The organism is Geobacter sulfurreducens PCA, assembly GCF_000007985.2.
GTDB classification, from domain to species: domain Bacteria; phylum Desulfobacterota; class Desulfuromonadia; order Geobacterales; family Geobacteraceae; genus Geobacter; species Geobacter sulfurreducens.
Genome location: NC_002939.5, coordinates 951,943 through 968,756, shown reverse-complemented (window position 1 = coordinate 968,756; position 16,814 = coordinate 951,943). Strand labels below are relative to the sequence as shown.

Genomic DNA, 16,814 nt, shown 5'->3' with positions numbered 1-16,814 from the left:
GAGCAGCCATGAAGATTCTCATTGTAGAAGACGACCCCGCAAGCCGCCGCCTGATGCTGGCCTATCTGGATCCGCTGGGCCGATGCACCGAGGCCGCCGACGGCCACGAAGCCCTTGCCGCCTTCACGTGGGCCCACGATCTGGGCGAGCCATTCGACCTCATTTGCCTCGATATCATGATGCCTTCCATGACCGGTCACGAGGTGCTCAAGACAATTCGTCACTTTGAGGAAGAGCGGGACATCGACTCCCCCGTCAAGGTCATCATGACCACGGCCCTCAAGGACAGGGACAACGTCATGGCCGCCTTCTGCAACCAGTGCGAAGCCTATCTCGTGAAACCTCTCGAACGGGAGAAACTGCTGGAGCAGATCCAGACCCTGGGGCTCACGACAGCCTGATCACCGCGGGATTTCCCCTTCGCCGCGCCGCGGATCCTGTGATAAGCTTGCCGGAAAATGGCTGGGACACCGGCCGGTTAAGGGGACTCCATGCGGCGAGAAGTGTGCGATGAAGTGCGGATACTGCAGGAGCGGTTCGACGGGGTGATCCGGCGCTGGATCGACGGCTACGCCGAGGGGGGCGGACGGGTCCACTGCGGCAGGGGCTGCAGCGCCTGCTGCTCCCTGACCGTCAACTGCACCTTCACCGAAGCAGTCCGGGTCGCGGACGTCATCAGCGATCTCCAGGCAGCGGCCGTTGCCGGGCATGTGGCGCGGCTGCGGCAGCTTCTCCCCCGGGCCCGGGACCTCACCGGCTGGCTGCGCCTCCATCGGCGGGAGGCGGGCTACTGTCCCTTCCTGGATCATGATGGGGCCTGCGGCGTCTATGCCGTCCGCCCCTTTTCCTGTCGGGCGCTTCTGGCCACCCGGGAGAGCCGCTGGTGCGGGGCGGACTTCTCGGAACTCTCCAGCGAGGAAAAACGAGGCTTCGTGGAAAGTCTCGACCGCTCGGTGGTTGCCTTTCCCATGCACTACGTGGCGGCCACCCGGGACCTGGGCGAAGAGCTCGAACAGCGGGCCGCCCTGACGCTCATGGCCCGTTTTTCCTTCTCCCTCTACGGCAGCTTCCCGATCCTCGTCCACCTTGAGCGGGAACACCGGCTGAGCGACCTGCTCCCCCGGGGGGCGGACGCGGTCCGGCACCTGCTGGAGCGGGAGGGGCTGTTCCACCCCTTCCTCGCCGCCATCCACGATTGACCACTCCCCCCAGCGGCATCCCCCTGCGGGAGGTATCCCATGAAACGCATTCTGCTTCCCCTGCTCATCTGTCCCGCCTGCCTTCCCAAGGAACACCCCCTGGACCTCTCCGGGGCCGGTGAACAGGCCGAAGACATCGTGAGCGGCACCCTCTCCTGCCGCAGGTGCCGTCGCCGCTACCCGATCCGCGAAGGGGTGGCGCTCTTGCTGCCGGAACCGGAGGAAGGGCCATGGGGGGGACAATGGAAGTACGAGGAGGCGGCAACGGTGAACTCCTACCTCTGGAGCCACTTTGCCGACCTGATGGGGGACCTCGATGCGGGAACGGCTTACGGCGATTGGGCGGGGTGTCTTGCCATCGGCGGCGGGCGAGCATTCGACGCCGGGTGCGCCGTGGGGCGGCTGACCTTCGAGATGGCACAGCGGAGCGAGATTGCCGTGGGGTGCGACCTGTCCGTCGCCTTCGTGCGCACGGCCCGGCGGCTGGCCGCCGAGGGAAGGATCGACTTCTCGCTCCCCCTGGAGGGAAACCTGCGGGAGGAATTCCGGATCGAGCTGCCCGGCCACTGGCAGACCGACCGGACCGAATTCGTGGTGGCCGATGCCCTCAGGATACCCTTTGCGCGGGGCAGCTTCGACCAGACCGCGTCCCTCAACCTGGTGGACCGGGTCCGCCACCCCCTGGCCCACCTCTACGAGGTCAACCGCGTGGCGTTGGCCGCCGGCGCATCCTTCCTCTTCTCCGATCCCTTTTCCTGGTCCACGGCCAACACCCCCGAGGAGGCATGGCTCGGCGGTACCGCCGGAGGGCCCTACGCAGGTCGGGGAATCGACAACGTCCGCGCTCTCCTGGAGGGAAAGGACGGCATCATCGCCCCACCCTGGCGCATCGACCGGCAGGGGAGCGTTGACTGGAAGCTCCGCTCCCACCACAACCACTTCGAACTGGTCAGGAGCCGGTTTCTCGCGGCTTCCCGCTGAAAACCGGCACGACTGGCCGCCCCTCTACCGTCCGAGCCCCATGAGCAGCACGTTGAAAGACCCCATCACGAAGCCCAGCAGGGCTCCGAAGAGATTGATGTAGAGAAAGTGCTTCTGCATGATGGAGAGGAGCAGTCCCTCCACCGCCAGAATGTCCAGGGTGTTGATCTTCTCCTCAACCATGCGCGCCACGTCCAGGGCATCGATCAGGGGCGGGGCCTCCCGCTCCAGCAGGTCCGCCACCTGGCGGTAGATCAGCTGGTCCAGGTCGCGCCTGACCTCGGCCGAGATCCGTGCCGACAGCCGGCCCAGGGGGCGATTGAAGAGCCATTCCTCCACCCGGCCGGCCACGATCCGCTCCAGGGTTGCACGGATTCCGGGATCGCGCAGCCTGTCCGTCAGCCACCCTACCAGGCCCTCACGCAGCCGGGAGGGGTCATCTTCGGGGGCGAGCCGTTCCAGTATCGGGCGGGAGGGATCAGCCGCCAGCCTCACCAGTTCGCGCTCGGCCAGGGCCAGCAGGAAGCCGGCGGTTTCCGGCCGCCGCACCACCCCCAGCGCGCCCCGGCGGATCGACCGGCGCAGGAGCGCCACGCGGCGATAGGGGAGCTGCTCCACCGTCGCGGCCAGGGGTCGGTCCAGAATCCGGCCGAGCCCCTGATCCACCATGGCCGCCACCCGCCGGTGGGTCGTTTCCTCTCCCAGCCAGCGCACCACCTCGTCGGTCACGCTCCCCACCAGGCCGGGGAAGTACGAGTTGAGCTTCTCCACGCTGATGAAGCCCGCCATGAAGCCCAGGGTCCCCTTCAGATTGGCCAGGTACTGCTGAACCCCCTCCCGCAGCTTGGCCTCGAAGGTATCCCGGATCTCCGGGGAACGGACGAATTCCGCCACCCGGCCCAGGATGACCGGCATCGCCTCCCGGGCCTGGGCCGTCGCCAGCTCCACCAGCTCCGGCGGCAGGAGCTCCCGCAGCGGCCGCTCCGATGCCAGCAGTTCGTCGAGCTTGTCATCCACCAGCCCGGCCACGGCCCGGCTCACCCCCCGCGACTGGAGCAGCGCCGCCAGCGCGCGTCCGGCCCCGGCCCGCACCGCATCGCCCGTCTCCCCCGCGAGGATCCGCTCCAGTTCGCGGGGGAGCACCCGCTCCTCCAGGTCGCGGAGAAACAGGGACAGCTCCCGGCGAAAATCCTCGCCCTGCAGGTATCCGGCAACGGTCTCGCCGGCCCGGCGGGCCGCCAGGTCAACCCCATCACGGAGCCAGCTCTCAAACCCTTCCGGCAGGAGGGAGCCCACCGTGCCCAAATCCCTGTCCAGCAGGGTGTCCAGCTTGCCGCTCACCGCCTCCTGAAGCTCGCGGCGGAAGGAATCCTTGCCCAAAGCCCGGGCCACGTCGGTCCCCGTTACCAGGTGGGTGCCCACCATCCGGCCGATGGTGGCGGCGAACTCGTGGCGGCCCGCCGGAATGACCCCCGGAGTGAGGGGGACGCGGATGCCGAAGACGCGCCATGGCTTCAGGGGCCGGAAGAGCATCCGGATGGCGATGTCGTTGGTTACGTAACCGATGACGGCGCCCACCACCGGCGGCGTCACGTAGGGGAGCATGCTTTGGAGCGACATGGGATTACCTGCTTGCAAGGGGATGGGAAACGGCGAGCGCTTCGGGCGTCGGCCCACCCGGTTCAATAGCACACCGGAGCGCCCCGCGCAACATGGGGAACGGGGAAAGAACCCACTCAACCGGCGCCATGGCTCCGGATCGCCTCCAGGAACGGGGCGCCGTAGCGGCCGAGCTTCCGCTCGCCCACCCCGTTCACCCGCAAAAGTTCTTCCGGCGTGGTCGGCCGCAGCGACGCCATCTCGGCCAGGGTCGCATCGCTGAAGATGATATACGGAGGAACCTGCTGGTCATCCGCCAACCGTTTGCGGAGCGCCCGCAGCTCCTGGAAGAGCTCCTCGTCCCGCTCCGCCGGCGTGGCGGCTCCCGGCCGGCGGGGGGCCTTTTCCTTTTTCGGAGCGGCCATCCGCAGCCGCGGCTTCGCCAGGACCAGGCTCTCCTCGCCCCGCAGCAGCGGCCGGGCCGCAGGGGTCAGCTTCAGCACCGAGTAGTTGGCCAGGTCCTGCTCCAGGTATCCCCGGTGGATGAGCTGGCGGATGATGCTCCCCCAGGCCTCGGCCGCCAGGCTGGCGCCGATGCCGTAGGTCGAGAGCCGGTCGTGGCCCAGGGCCAGGATGCGTTCACTCCGCGAACCGCGCAGGACATCGATCACGTGCCCCACGCCGAAGCGCTGCCCCACCCGGTAGACGCAGGAAAGGGCCTTGCGGGCCTCTTCGGTGGCATCGAAGGTTTCGGGCGGAGCCAGACAGAGGTCGCAGTTGCCACAAGGTTCCTCCAGCCGCTCGCCGAAGTAGCCGAGCAGTGCCCGGCGCCGGCAGACGAGTGCCTCGGCGAACCCCACCATCGCGTTCAGCTTGTGCAGCTCGATCCGCACCTGCTCGGGGTTCCCGCCCGACTCGATGAGGGAGCGGGAGACCGGGATGTCGCCGTAGCCGAAGAGGAGCAGCGCCTCGGCCGGGAGACCGTCGCGGCCGGCCCGCCCGGTTTCCTGGTAGTAACTCTCGATGTTCTTGGGCAGGTCGTAGTGGACTACAAACCGGACGTTGGGCTTGTCGATCCCCATGCCGAAGGCCACCGTGGCCACCACCACCCGGATGTCGTCCCGCAGGAACGCCTCCTGGACCCGGCTCCGTTCCGCGTCGGCAAGCCCGGCGTGATAGGCCCCCGCCTCCACCCCGGCCGCCCGGAGCTTCTCCGCCACTTCTTCCACCCGCTTGCGGGAAAGGCAGTAGACAATGCCCGCCTCCCGGGGGCGCGTCGCCAGGAACTCCTCCAGTTGTCGGAACGGCTTCTGCTTTTCCAGAACGCTGTAGCGGATATTGGGCCGGTCGAAGCCGGTCACGAACATCTCGGCGTCCCGAAGCCCCAGCCGCGTCACGATGTCGCCTCGGGTCTGGGCGTCGGCGGTGGCGGTCAGGGCGATCATCGGCACGGTCGGGAACAGCCCCCGCAACCGTCCCAGCTCCACGTACTCAGGACGGAAATCGTGCCCCCACTGGGAGACGCAGTGGGCCTCATCAATGGCGAAGAGCGCGATGGGTATCTCCCGTAGCCGCTCCAGAAAGGCATCGGTCATGAGCCGTTCCGGGGCCACGTAGAGAAGGTCCAGCTCGCCGCCGTGGAGCCGGGCGAGCACCCGGCGCGACTCCCGCTCGCCCAGGGTCGAGTTGTAGCAGGCCGCTGCCACGCCGTTCTCGCGCAGGGCATCCACCTGGTCCTTCATGAGGGAAATGAGGGGGGAAATCACGATCCCCACGCCGGGCCGTACCAGGGAGGGTATCTGGTAACAGAGGGACTTGCCGCCGCCGGTGGGCATCAGGACGAACGTATCGCCCCCGCGCGCCACCCGGTCAACGATCTCCTCCTGGAACGGGCGGAAGGACCGGTACCCGAAGACCGTGCGGAGGACGGCGAGGGTTTCGTGCCCCACGGTCAGAGTTCCCGCACGACCCGGAAGCCCAGGTAGACGTAGCGGCCATCCTGGGCACCCCGCCCCCGGGCCGATGAGCGGATGTAGCGGGGCTTGCTGCCGAAGGACCCTCCCCGCTGGACCCGGCGGGAATCCTCTCCGCCGATCCAGGGAGAGCCATCCGCCGGGGCGCCGTCGTAACTCTCGTGCCAGGTGTCGACGCACCACTCCCACACGTTGCCGGCGGTGTCGAACATACCGTAGGGGTTGGGCGCGAAGGAGCCCACCGGTGCAGTAATCTTCTTGTCCCACCGGCTGCCGCACCCCTTGCAGTTGGCCTTGTTCTGGCCGACCGTGCCACCCCACCAGTAGGGGGTATCCTTGCCGCCGCGGGCCGCGTACTCCCACTCGGCCTCACTCGGCAGGCGATAGCGGTGTCCCGTCTGGTCAGACAACCATTTGACGTAGGCCACCGCATCATCCCAGGAGACATTCATGGCCGGCTTGTTGCCCCTTCCCCAGTTTCGCGACAAGGGGCCGAACCAGCGGCGGCCATCCTTGGGTTTTTCACGACCCGTGGCTTCGCAGAACCGATCGTACTCGGCAAAGGTCACCTCATACGCCCCGATGGCAAAGGCTCGGGGAATGCTCACCTCATGGACCGGCTTCTCGTCAGGGTCGCCACCGCCGAAAATTGCTCCCATGCGGAAGCGACCCGGTGGAATCACCACCATGACCGGACCGGGCGATCCGTCGGCCAGCCGGTCGCGAAAGCTTGTCCCTACAGGCTGAGTCCCGACCGAAGCTGGGGCGTACCCCCCAGAAGCGGCACCGGAAAATTCCGCCATATAACTGAAAACAAGCAACACAATCGCCGCACTATGCACGGCACGGATCATCTTCATGCATCTCCCTCCGAAAAAACTGTGGCCACGGACTCACTATTGTACGCACAGCCCCCGCAAAAGACAACCCGGCCACCAAGCTGTTTTGCACCGACTGCGGCATTTCGCCACCACTCCAGTTAAGTGCGATTAATTTGTATCGTGCAATCGCTCCCCCTGTCAACCAGCTTCCGGCGTCGCTGCACAGGCAGAGTTCAAGCTATTTCGAAGTGTTCGAGTATCATAATTTTTATATTGTTTTCTAAGCACTTGCGTGATACATACTTAACACCATAAATGACCGGAGGAGACACCGTGACCGCCCCCCGCGAAGCATTCCGCTCCTTTCAGGTCGCACGAAAGGATATCGCCTACCTTCACTTTGTCCTGGAGTCCTACGAAGGCCTCGCAGTACTCAGCTCGGCCGACAAGTCGAACGGAACCGTCACGGTACGATACCCCAGCGATTTAACGGAAACTGTCAACGAACTTTTAACAGCACTCGGCACTGAAATTGCTTTAAAAAAGGTGCAAGGTGACGGGAAACAAGAGATATGCTCGACCAGATGAACCTATCCGCCATCCTGCGACAGGCCCTCGCGGGCGGCGGTGAATTCGCGGAGATTTACTTCGAAGAAGGCTCCACCACCGCAGTATTCTGCGAGGACGGAAAAATCGAGAAGGTCCTCGCCGGAACGGACCGCGGGGTGGGGATCCGGGTCATTTCCGATCTCCGCACCGCCTACGCGTACACCAACGAGGTGACCGGCACCGCCCTCATGGAACTGGCCACAACGGTGAGCAGGGCAGTGCGGGGCAAGGTCTTTGAGCAGACCATCGCAATGAAACCGAGGGCAGTGGGGGCAGGGTTCCCCATAGAAATTACGCCAGATGGCGTAGCTCTCCATGAAAAAATTGCACTGGTGGAGAGAGGCAACAAGGCTGCCCGCGACATCAGCGAAACAATTCGGCAAGTTACAATTGCCTATCGCGACAGCCGAGTGAAATGCCAGATCGCCAATTCACTGGGCGACTTCATCGAAACCAATCGGACGGGCACCCTGTACCTGGCCCATGTGGTTGCTGCTGGCGCGGACGTGATCCAGACCGGCTATGAAGCAACGGGGAAATTCATGGGCCACGAGATCTTCCGGGAGCGCCCCCCCGAAGAGATCGCCCGTGCCGCCGCCCGCCGGGCGGTCATGATGCTCGGCGCGCGCAAGGCGCCGGGAGGGCTGATGCCGGTGGTCCTCTCGTCGGAGGCCGGCGGCACCATGGTGCACGAGGCAATCGGCCACGGCCTTGAGGCGGACCTGGCCGGCAACGGCCTGTCGGTCTACACGGGAAAAGTGGGGCAACAGGTGGCATCGCCCCTGGTGACGGTGATCGACGACGCCACCATCCCCAACGCGCGGGGCTCGTTCTCCTTCGACGATGAGGGAACCCCGGCCCAGCGCACGGTACTGGTGGAGAACGGCATCCTGAAAGGGTATCTCTACGACCGGCTGTCCGCCATGAAGGACGGCTGCGCCTCCACGGGCAACGGCAGGCGCGAGGGGTACCACACCAAGCCCATCGTCCGGATGACCAACACCCTCATTGCCCCCGGCGAGTCGGACCCGGAGGAGATCGTGCGGGGGGTCGGCCAGGGACTCTTCGTCCGCAAGATGGGCGGCGGGCAGGTAAATACGGTAAACGGCGACTTCGTGTTCGAAGTCACCGAAGGATATCTTATTGAAAATGGAGCCATCGGGGAACCGGTCAGGGGAGCCACCCTTACCGGCAACGGCCCGGACATTCTCAAGAAGATCGTCAAGGTCGGCAGCGATCTCGGCTTCGGCATCGGGACCTGCGGCAAGGACGGTCAGGGTGTGCCGGTCTCCGATGCCCAACCGACGCTTCTCATCGACGAAATAACGGTGGGCGGCGCGGCATGATGCAATTGGCAGCGATGGACGGCGCCATGCGATGTTTCAGGAGGGAAGGATGTACCTCCCGCTCCGTCACCGGAGGGGAGGGGCCACGGATGGCTCGCGTCGCGAGGACCGTTTCCATGAGGGGGAAAGCGCTCTACGCCCGGGGATGAGATAGAGATCACCCGCGTAGCGCCCTTGATATTCCCGAGGAAACAACCGTGCCCCATGTGAACCTGACGACAATTCAGCCGGTGGAACTGCTTGAGGCCCTCAAGTCACACCAGTTCCTCGCGCCCTACCACCTGACTTTCTGCTGCGATCAGGACGGAGGGATGCCGCGCTACAAGTCCAGGTTCACGGTCTGCGGCTCGCCGCACCAGTATCACTTCTGCACGCATTCCTGCATGCTGGCCTTGGAAGACGCGGTCGGACGCGCGGTCGCCGGCAACCGCCCGGTGGTGTTCCAGTGCAGCGTCGGCCTCCTCAACTTCGCCGTCCCTCTCCGGGCCGGCGACATCCCCTTCACCTGCCTGATCGGCGGCGGAGTCCGCGACAAGAGCATTGACCTCGCCCGCATGGAATCGCTTGCCGCCGCCGACGGCATGGACGCCTTCGCCCTGCTGGCCGAGATCGAGGAACTGCCGGTCGCCACCGTCGAAGAAGTCGAGGAGGTGGCGCGCAAGGTGCAGGAACTGGTCCCCTCCCTGCTGGCCCGCAACCTCCACAGCCAGATATTCGAGAAGACCATGCAGCGGCTCACCGCCATCTCCGGCATCTCCACCGGCATCGACACGGCGGAATCCGTCTGCGATCTCATGACCCTCATCAGCGAGACCCTCGGCGTCCTCTTCGACATCTCCAAGATCGCCGTGCTCATCCCCCAGAACGGCCCCACCTCGCCCTACACCGTCAAGGGGATATGGGGACTGCAGCGGGATCTCGGCACGATTTCCGGACCCAAGGCGCTGGGCATGTTCCCCAGGGACCGGGCGGGCAGCGTCGTTCTGCAGGAAGATGAATGCCGCTCGATCTTCCCGGACCTGGAGGTGAGCCACGCCACTTGCCTCCGCCTCACCTCTGGCCAGGCCGTCCACGGAATTCTAGTCCTCTTCGATGCCAGCATCCCGCCCCGGGAAGAGCTGCTGGTCTCCCTGGTGACCGGCAAGGCGGCGACACAGCTCGCGCGGATGCGGGAAAAGGATAAATACACCTCCGAGATCGCCCAGGCCCGGGAGCTCCTCACCATGTTCAGCGCCCTGTCGCGGACCGAGAGCAAGGATCAGCTCAACGAGCAGATCCTCGGCATGGCCGCCGACCTGGTGGACGCCACCTGCGGCTCGCTCATGTTCATCGACGAAAGCGGCTCCCAGCTCAAGATCGAATCGGCCCTCGGCATGAATCTTCACCTGGCCCAGAGCATGGTGGTCCAGGTGGGGACCGGCATTGCCGGCAAGGTGGCCGCCAGCGGCAACCCGCTGTTGGTGAACGACATCGAGAAGGACCGCCGGGTCGGCACCCCCAACCGCCCCCGCTTCAAGACCAAGTCGTTCGTGAGCATTCCCATAAAACTCCGGGAAGATACCATCGGCGTGCTCAACCTCTCGGACAAAAAGAACCAGGGGATCTTCACCGACGCCGACCTCAAAATATTGATCACCTTCACGGATCACGCCTCCATCATGATCGAACGCGCCCTCTCCATCGAGCGGGCCGACATCCTGGAGCAGCTCTCCATCACCGACCACCTGACCGGCCTCTACAATCGCCGCTTCCTCAAGCGGCGCATGGAGGAAGAGCTGGCCCGCAGCATCCGTCACAACCTGAACCTGACCGTGATGCTCATCGATCTGGACCACTTCAAGATCTACAATGACCTCTGCGGCCACCTGGCCGGCGACCGGGCGCTCAAGAGAACGGCCAAGATCCTCAGCGAAACCGCCCGACAGATGGACGTGGTCACCCGCTTCGGCGGCGAAGAGTTCTGCATCATCCTGCCGGGAACATCCAAGAAGGAGTCCATCTTCGTGGCCGAACGGATCCGGCGCGAGATCGAAGGAGAGGATTTCCCCCACGAGGATAATCTTCCCTTGGGCCGGCTCACCGCCAGCATCGGCATCGCCTCGTTCCCCGAGGACGGCAGCACCGAGGCGTCGCTCGTCAAGGCGGCCGACGTGGCCCTCTACCGGGCCAAGTCCGACGGGCGGAACCGGGTAATCATCGCAGGGAATTCAGTTGACGACCACGAGCAGATCTCCCGCTTCAAAACGGCGCTCAACCTGCCATGAAAAAAGGCCGCCCGATCGGACGGCCTTTTTTATGCGACCTCATTACGCAGCTGAACCTTATTCGATCACCGAAGCCCTGGTGATAAACACGTTCTCCACCGGCACATCCGAGTGGCCCGCCCTGTTGCCGGTCTTAACCCCGGCAATGGCGTCCACTACCTCCATCCCCTCCACGACCTGTCCGAACACGGCATAGCCGAAAAGATCGGGAGTCTTGCCCCGGTTATCGAGAAACGCGTTGTCCACCAGGTTGATGAAGAACTGGGACGTGGCGCTGTCGACCACCGCGGTCCGGGCCATGGCCAGAGTCCCCCGCTTGTTGGAGAGGCCGTTGGTCGCCTCGTTCTTGATGGCGAACTTGGTCTTCCGGGGTTGCATGTTTTCGTCCATCCCGCCCCCCTGGACCATGAATCCCTTGATGACCCGGTGGAAGATGAGACCGTCATAGTAGCCGTCCTTCACGTAAGAGAGGAAATTGCGGGCGGAAATCGGCGCCTTGTCCCTGAACAGTTCGATGGTGATGTTCCCCTGGGAGGTCTCAAGCATGACCCGGGGGTTCTGCTCTTCGCTCATGGCATGCTCCTTTCTGTAATCATCAGATGACACTGTGAGGCTCAAGGTGTATCACAAAAGACGGACGGCGAACACCCTTTTCTCGGCTTGCATCGTCTGTCAAATCAAGTATAAGGGTAGATGTATTTCAATTCGAAGCCGTACTTATTCGCGCCAGGAGGCAACAAATGAAATCAACCGGTCCCATCATGCTGACGCTTACCCTGCTGCTCGCCGCAAGCACCGCCATGGCAGCCTCCGACAAGGTCGACGGGATGACCCGCGCCACGGAGCTCATGGTGCAGCACCACAAGGGTATGGTCCAGAGCGAGCCGGAACGGGCCATGGTGGGTGAGCCGGCCCCGGCGTTCTCGCTTGAGGCGGTGGTCAACAAGGAGTTCAAGCGGGTCAATCTGGCCGACTACCGGGGCAAGTGGGTGGTTCTCTTCTTCTACCCGGGCGACTTCACCTTTGTCTGCCCCACCGAGATCAGGGGCTTCAACGCCGCCGTGGACCGTTTCACCGAACTGAACGCTGTCGTGCTCGGCGCCTCAGTGGACAGCAAGTTCTCTCACTTGGCCTGGATCAACCGGGGCGACCTGGGCGACCTCAAGTTCCCGCTGCTGGCCGACAACAAGAAGGAAGCCACCATCCGCTACGGTATCCTGGACGAAAAGGAAGGAGTCGCGCTGCGCGGGCTCTTCATCATCGACCCCAATGGCGTCCTCCAGTACCAGGTGGTCCAGACCCCGTCGGTGGGCAGGAGCGTGGAGGAGACCATCCGGGTCCTGGAGGCGCTCCAGACCGGCGAACTCTGCCCCCTGGGCTGGAAGCCGGGCGAGAAGACCATCAAAAAGTAACCGCCCGGGAACCGGCCGTGTTCAACCGCTGAACACAGGTTCACTCCTGCTGGAGCATCGACCGCATCCGGGCAAAGAAATCCTGGGCCAGGGCCTCCGCCTCTTCTTCGGTGGAGGCCTTTTTTACGCTCCCTTCGTGGACCTGCAGGAGACGTCCGGGGATCTCCTCCAGGAACCGGCTCGGCTGTCGCTCCTGAAGCTTGCCGTACTTCTTCCGGTTCAGGCACCGGGTGATGGTCAGGTGCCGGCGGGCCCTCGTTATCCCCACGTAGCAGAGACGCCGCTCCTCGTCGATGGGCATCCCCTCCTCCACCGTCCTCTTGTGGGGCAGGATCTCCTCCTCGAATCCCACCAGGAACACAAAGGGAAACTCCAGCCCCTTGCTGGAGTGGAGCGACATGAGGGTAACCGCGTCCTTGCCGTGCTCCTTCTTGTCCTTGCCGGCGAAGCGATCCTCGTCCATGAGGGAGACCTTTTCCAGAAAGCCCGACAGGGTGGCGCCGGGTATCCGTTCCTCGAACGCGGCCAGGGAGTTGATGACCTCGGCCACGTTCTCCACCTTGCGCCGGGCCGTGGCCGGGTCCTCGATGGTCCGGTAGAGCTCCTCCTCCAGCCCGAGCCGGTCGAACAGCCCCTTCACCCGTGCCGCCAGGTTGCCGGCATGGCGGAAATCGCGCACCGACTCCTCCACCAGCCGGTGGAAGGCCAGCACTTTCTCCCGCACCGCCCCCGTGACCCCCTCGATCTCCTCCACCCGGCCGAAGGCCTCCAGAAGGGGGCAGTCGTGCTCCAGGGACCACTGGTTGATCTTCAGGACCGTGCCGTCGCCGATCCCCCGGCGTGGAAAGTTGACGATCCGCAGGAGCGACTGCTCGTCCCGGGGGTTGTCGATCACCTTCAGGTACGAGAGGGCGTCCTTCACCTCCTTGCGCTCGTAGAACTGCATTCCCCCCACCAGCACGTAGGGGATGTCCTCGAAGCGGAGCTGCTCCTCGAAGGCCCGGCTCTGGGAGTTGGTCCGGTAGAGGATGGCGAAATCGCCGAAGGAGAGATTGTGCCGGTAGCGCTCCATCTGGAGCCGTTCCACCACCTGGCTGGCCTCCTCCTCGTCGTCCTGGGCGATGACCAGGTCGATGGGCCGGCCCTCGCCCGCGTCGGTCCAGAGGCGCTTCTCCGTGCGCACGCTGTTGTTCCTGATCACGTGATTGGCCGCCTCCAGGATGGTGCCGGTGGAGCGGTAGTTCTGCTCCAGCTTCACCACCCGGCAGCCGGGGTAGTCCTTCTCGAAGGCGAGGATGTTCCCCACGTCGGCGCCGCGCCAGCCGTAGATGGACTGGTCGTCGTCCCCCACCACGCACAGGTTGCGGTACTTCTTCGCCAGCAGCGACACGAACAGGTACTGGGAGGCGTTGGTGTCCTGGTACTCGTCCACCATGATGTAGCGGAACCGCTCCTGCCAGTGGTCCAGGACCTCCGGCTGCTCCTGGAGGAGCCGCACGGTCAGCATGATGATGTCGTCGAAGTCGATGGCATTGCAGGCCATGAGCAGCCGCTGGTAGCGGGGGTAGATCGTGGCGGCCAGAAGCTCGTCCGGGTCGTTCAGGCGGGGCTGCACCCGGTCGGGGGGAATCAGACGGTTCTTCCAGCCGGAGATGCGCCAGAGGATCCCTTCGGTGTCCACCTTGCGGCCGTCGTCGCTCACCTCGCGCAGGGCCTGGCGCACCAGCCCCAGCTGGTCAGACGTGGTGTAGATGCCGAAGTTCCTCTTGTAGCCCAGCCGTTCGATATCGCGCCGCAGGATGCGCACCCCCAGGGAGTGGAAGGTGGAGACGATCATCCCCTTGGTGCGGCCGCGGCCCACCAGCTCGCGCACCCGCTCCTTCATCTCTCCCGCTGCCTTGTTGGTAAAGGTGACGGCCAGGATGCTCTCGGGCGCAACCTTCCTGTGGAGGACCAGGTGACCGATCCGGCAGGTGATGACCCGGGTCTTGCCCGAGCCGGCCCCGGCCAGGACCAGGAGCGGGCCTTCGGTACAGTCGACCGCCTCCCGCTGGGGCGGGTTGAGGGTGGAAAGATCAAGCATGTGCATGCCTCGGGATGCAAAACGAAAAGAGCCGGGCGTTCATGCCCGGCCGCATCAGTGATAGCAGAACGGGGGGGAGGAAATCAAGACGGCGATATTCGTGCCAGGGCAAATTGCTGTACCGGTTCGCCTCCCGGAGGAGGGCGCGGGAGCCCTGCACGCTGCGGCAACAGATCAGCGGACGATCAACCGGTCAACGGTCACCGCCCCTCTGGCAAGGGTCAGGCTCCCCTGCAGGGTGGTGTAGCCGGTGGCGGAGGTGAAGAAGGCGTCATAGCCTCCCTGCAGGGTGAACCGGACGGCGCGGCTCAGCAGCAGCTGTTCCGTGAACAGGCTCGCCGTGGCCATGACCACGCCCCCCTCCTGGACAATGTCGAAGCCGTTCTGAAGCATTGGATACTGCACATTGTCCACCAGCACCGGATACACAAATGCAGCCACCGGCGTATAGACAGCCGAGGCGTTGTTGCCCGGGGCGGGATCGTTGGTGAAACCGGCCGCCTGGAAGGTGTTGCTCAGGGTGCCAGCCAGCGTGGGGCTAAGCACGATGGTGTAGGAGACGCTCCCCCCGACTGCCAGGGTTCCGATGTTGCACGTAACGGTGCTGCCTGACAGGGCGCACCCCGGGGAAGCGGAAACAAAGGTGGCCCCCGCAGGGATCGGATCGGTCACCGTCACCTCGGTTGCCGTCTCCGGGCCGTAGTTGATGACACTCACCGTGTAGGTTACCAGTTCCCCCACGAAGCTCGTCGACGGTGCTCCCGAGGCGGCGACGGCAATATCTGCTGTGGCCGACGGGGTAAAGTTCCGGTTCAGGGTAATGCGCCCCGTGACTCCGTTCCGGCCGTCCACGGCAATCCGGTACACCTCTCCCGCCAAGGCCGTAAAGGTCAGCCCGCTGGTGCCGCCGACGCCGCCGTCGTTGTCATTGGCGGCGGCCGGCGTCAGATTTCCCACACTGGTGCCGGTATAAACCGCCAGCAGGGTATCGAAGGAGCTGCCGTGGGTATCCAGGGACACGATTCCGCTGGTCTGGCCCTGCCAGGTCCACCAGACCGAGGCACCCCCGGCCACCCCCGCGTGATCGGGCTCGCCTGTCTCACGGGTGGCGTTCAGGTTGACGCCGGTAGTCTGGCCGGCAGTGGCGGGCAGGGCCTGGGCTGCGGAAAAGAGATCGTTGGCGGGCGGGCCGATGGCCGCGGCAACATTGATGCGCGGTTTCGTCACCCCGTTCCGGGAATCGGTCACCGGCTTGCCGGTGGAGGTGAGGCGCGCCTGAATCGCATCGAGGGACTCCGCCGGAAAAGCCGATCGGAGTACCGCCACGGCCCCCGACACATGGGGGGTCGCCTCGGAGGTGCCGGCCGTGAGCTCTCCGGCCGCGGTGATATAGGCCCCCGGGGCCAGCAGGGTGAGAAAGGATGCGCTGTTTGAGAAGCAGGCCACCTTGTCGGGCACCATGGGATCGAGACAGGTTCCGTGGAAGTAGCTGTAATCATCGTAAACCGCGCCCACCGAAATCACGCCCGGGATGCATGCCGGCGCAATGAGGGCGTTCGTCAGTCCTTCGTTGCCCGAGGCGGCAACGGGCATGATCCCTGCCGCGCGGACCTGGCTCACCAGGGTATTGTAGGTGGTATCGGTGCAGGGCGAGGTGAACGAGCCCGCGCCAAGGCTCATGTTGATGGCCACGATGTTGTAGGTGGCGCGATTGGCGATCGCCCAGTTGGCGGCCTCGATGATGTCCGCATCATAGGCGTATTCACCGTCGAAGACGTCGATGGCGATGATGCGGGTGTCGGGAGCCACCCCCAGGACAATGGCGGACACGCCGGTGCCGTGATAGGAGTCGGGGTCGTCAAGCTGGAAATCCGGGGACGCCGTATCGATGGACACGATTACCTTGCACCCGGCCGGCGTGCCCGGCGCGGTGCAGGAGCCGAAGGCCGGCCGGGTGTAGTCGACCCCCGTGTCGAAGACCGCCACCGATGTGTCGGCGCCCGTGAAACCGGCAGCCGCGGCCCGGGGCTGTTCAATCAGGGGAAGACTCTCGGTGAGCTGGAGCTTCCGGGCCTCGTTGGGGAAAACCCTCTTCACCTCGGCGCGGCCCGCCAGCCGCTCAAGGGCCCTGGCCGATCCCACCCGCGCGAAGAAGAGCGGCAGGTGGCTGTACTCTCTGACCACCTCCATTCGCTCTTCCGCCAGGTCGGCGGCGAGGCGCCCCTTCATCTCGCCGTACCGCGCCGACTTCAGCGCGAGCCGTCGGCGAGCCGCCTCCCGCTCGTCGGCCGGCGACGCGGATTGCGCCCGGATGCCCGCCAGTTCGGCCTCCACCGGGCCGTCATCCAGCAGGACGATCAATTCCCGGGACTCGCCCCGCGCCAGGGCAGCCCCCACCTCGGCGGGCACCTTCGACCCCGCAGCCGGCGCGGCCCATGCCGGCGCCGTCGCCATTGCCAGCAGGACCGGCAGAAACCGGCACATCACGCTCACACGCTCCCATACTCCATGCTTCACGGTATCCCCT

At 65.0% G+C, this 16,814-nt stretch carries 13 protein-coding genes; 7 read left to right on the top strand and 6 right to left on the bottom strand.

Annotation, left to right across the window (positions count from 1 at the left end; genetic code table 11):
- Window positions 1–8 precede the first annotated feature (8 nt).
- The 3 genes from GS_RS04530 (at window position 9) to GS_RS04520 (ending at window position 2,180) form a co-directional block, all read left to right on the top strand.
- A complete protein-coding gene (locus tag GS_RS04530) occupies window positions 9–401 on the top strand; it encodes a response regulator (protein WP_010941568.1) in 393 nt (130 codons plus the stop codon).
- Between the two features lie 90 nt (window positions 402–491).
- A complete protein-coding gene (locus GS_RS04525; RefSeq protein WP_010941567.1) occupies window positions 492–1,199 on the top strand; it encodes a YkgJ family cysteine cluster protein in 708 nt (235 codons plus the stop codon).
- A gap of 39 nt (window positions 1,200–1,238) precedes the next feature.
- The gene (locus GS_RS04520) at window positions 1,239–2,180 is read left to right on the top strand and encodes a Trm112 family protein (protein ID WP_010941566.1); all 942 of its coding nucleotides are present in this window, start codon (window positions 1,239–1,241) and stop codon (window positions 2,178–2,180) included.
- A gap of 24 nt (window positions 2,181–2,204) precedes the next feature.
- Here GS_RS04520 and GS_RS04515 read toward each other — a convergent pair whose 3' ends face one another.
- From GS_RS04515 to GS_RS04505, 3 genes are all read right to left on the bottom strand, one after another.
- Complete coding sequence (locus GS_RS04515; RefSeq protein ID WP_010941565.1) at window positions 2,205–3,800, bottom strand: DUF445 family protein; 1,596 nt, start codon at window positions 3,798–3,800, stop codon at window positions 2,205–2,207.
- Window positions 3,801–3,916: 116 nt separating this feature from the next.
- The gene (recQ, locus tag GS_RS04510) at window positions 3,917–5,728 is read right to left on the bottom strand and encodes a DNA helicase RecQ (protein ID WP_010941564.1); all 1,812 of its coding nucleotides are present in this window, start codon (window positions 5,726–5,728) and stop codon (window positions 3,917–3,919) included.
- A gap of 2 nt (window positions 5,729–5,730) precedes the next feature.
- Window positions 5,731–6,612 (bottom strand): formylglycine-generating enzyme family protein, encoded by an 882-nt coding sequence (locus GS_RS04505; protein WP_235044973.1) that lies wholly within the window; start codon window positions 6,610–6,612, stop codon window positions 5,731–5,733.
- Between the two features lie 294 nt (window positions 6,613–6,906).
- Here GS_RS04505 and GS_RS04500 point away from each other — a divergent pair, with 294 nt between their 5' ends.
- The 3 genes from GS_RS04500 to GS_RS04490 all read left to right on the top strand — a co-directional run bounded on the left by GS_RS04500 (window position 6,907) and on the right by GS_RS04490 (window position 10,792).
- Window positions 6,907–7,161, top strand: a complete 255-nt coding sequence (locus GS_RS04500; RefSeq protein ID WP_010941562.1) for a DUF4911 domain-containing protein — start codon at window positions 6,907–6,909, stop codon at window positions 7,159–7,161.
- Window positions 7,146–8,528, top strand: coding sequence for a TldD/PmbA family protein (locus tag GS_RS04495; RefSeq protein ID WP_010941561.1), 1,383 nt, complete (start codon window positions 7,146–7,148; stop codon window positions 8,526–8,528). The genes GS_RS04500 and GS_RS04495 overlap by 16 nt, the downstream gene beginning before the upstream one ends.
- 206 nt (window positions 8,529–8,734) lie before the next feature.
- Complete coding sequence (locus GS_RS04490; RefSeq protein WP_235044972.1) at window positions 8,735–10,792, top strand: diguanylate cyclase; 2,058 nt, start codon at window positions 8,735–8,737, stop codon at window positions 10,790–10,792.
- Between the two features lie 57 nt (window positions 10,793–10,849).
- Here the strand turns inward: GS_RS04490 and GS_RS04485 are convergent, their stop codons facing one another.
- A complete protein-coding gene (locus tag GS_RS04485) occupies window positions 10,850–11,365 on the bottom strand; it encodes a peptidylprolyl isomerase (RefSeq protein WP_010941558.1) in 516 nt (171 codons plus the stop codon).
- Between the two features lie 167 nt (window positions 11,366–11,532).
- On the opposite strand from GS_RS04485, the gene GS_RS04480 reads away from it, so the two are divergent.
- Window positions 11,533–12,204, top strand: coding sequence for a peroxiredoxin (locus GS_RS04480; RefSeq protein WP_010941557.1), 672 nt, complete (start codon window positions 11,533–11,535; stop codon window positions 12,202–12,204).
- Between the two features lie 40 nt (window positions 12,205–12,244).
- Here the strand turns inward: GS_RS04480 and GS_RS04475 are convergent, their stop codons facing one another.
- Entirely contained in the window at window positions 12,245–14,287 is a 2,043-nt protein-coding gene (locus tag GS_RS04475; protein WP_010941556.1) for an ATP-dependent helicase, read from the bottom strand.
- A gap of 174 nt (window positions 14,288–14,461) precedes the next feature.
- Entirely contained in the window at window positions 14,462–16,771 is a 2,310-nt protein-coding gene (locus GS_RS04470) for a S8 family serine peptidase (protein ID WP_235045024.1), read from the bottom strand.
- Window positions 16,772–16,814 lie beyond the last annotated feature (43 nt).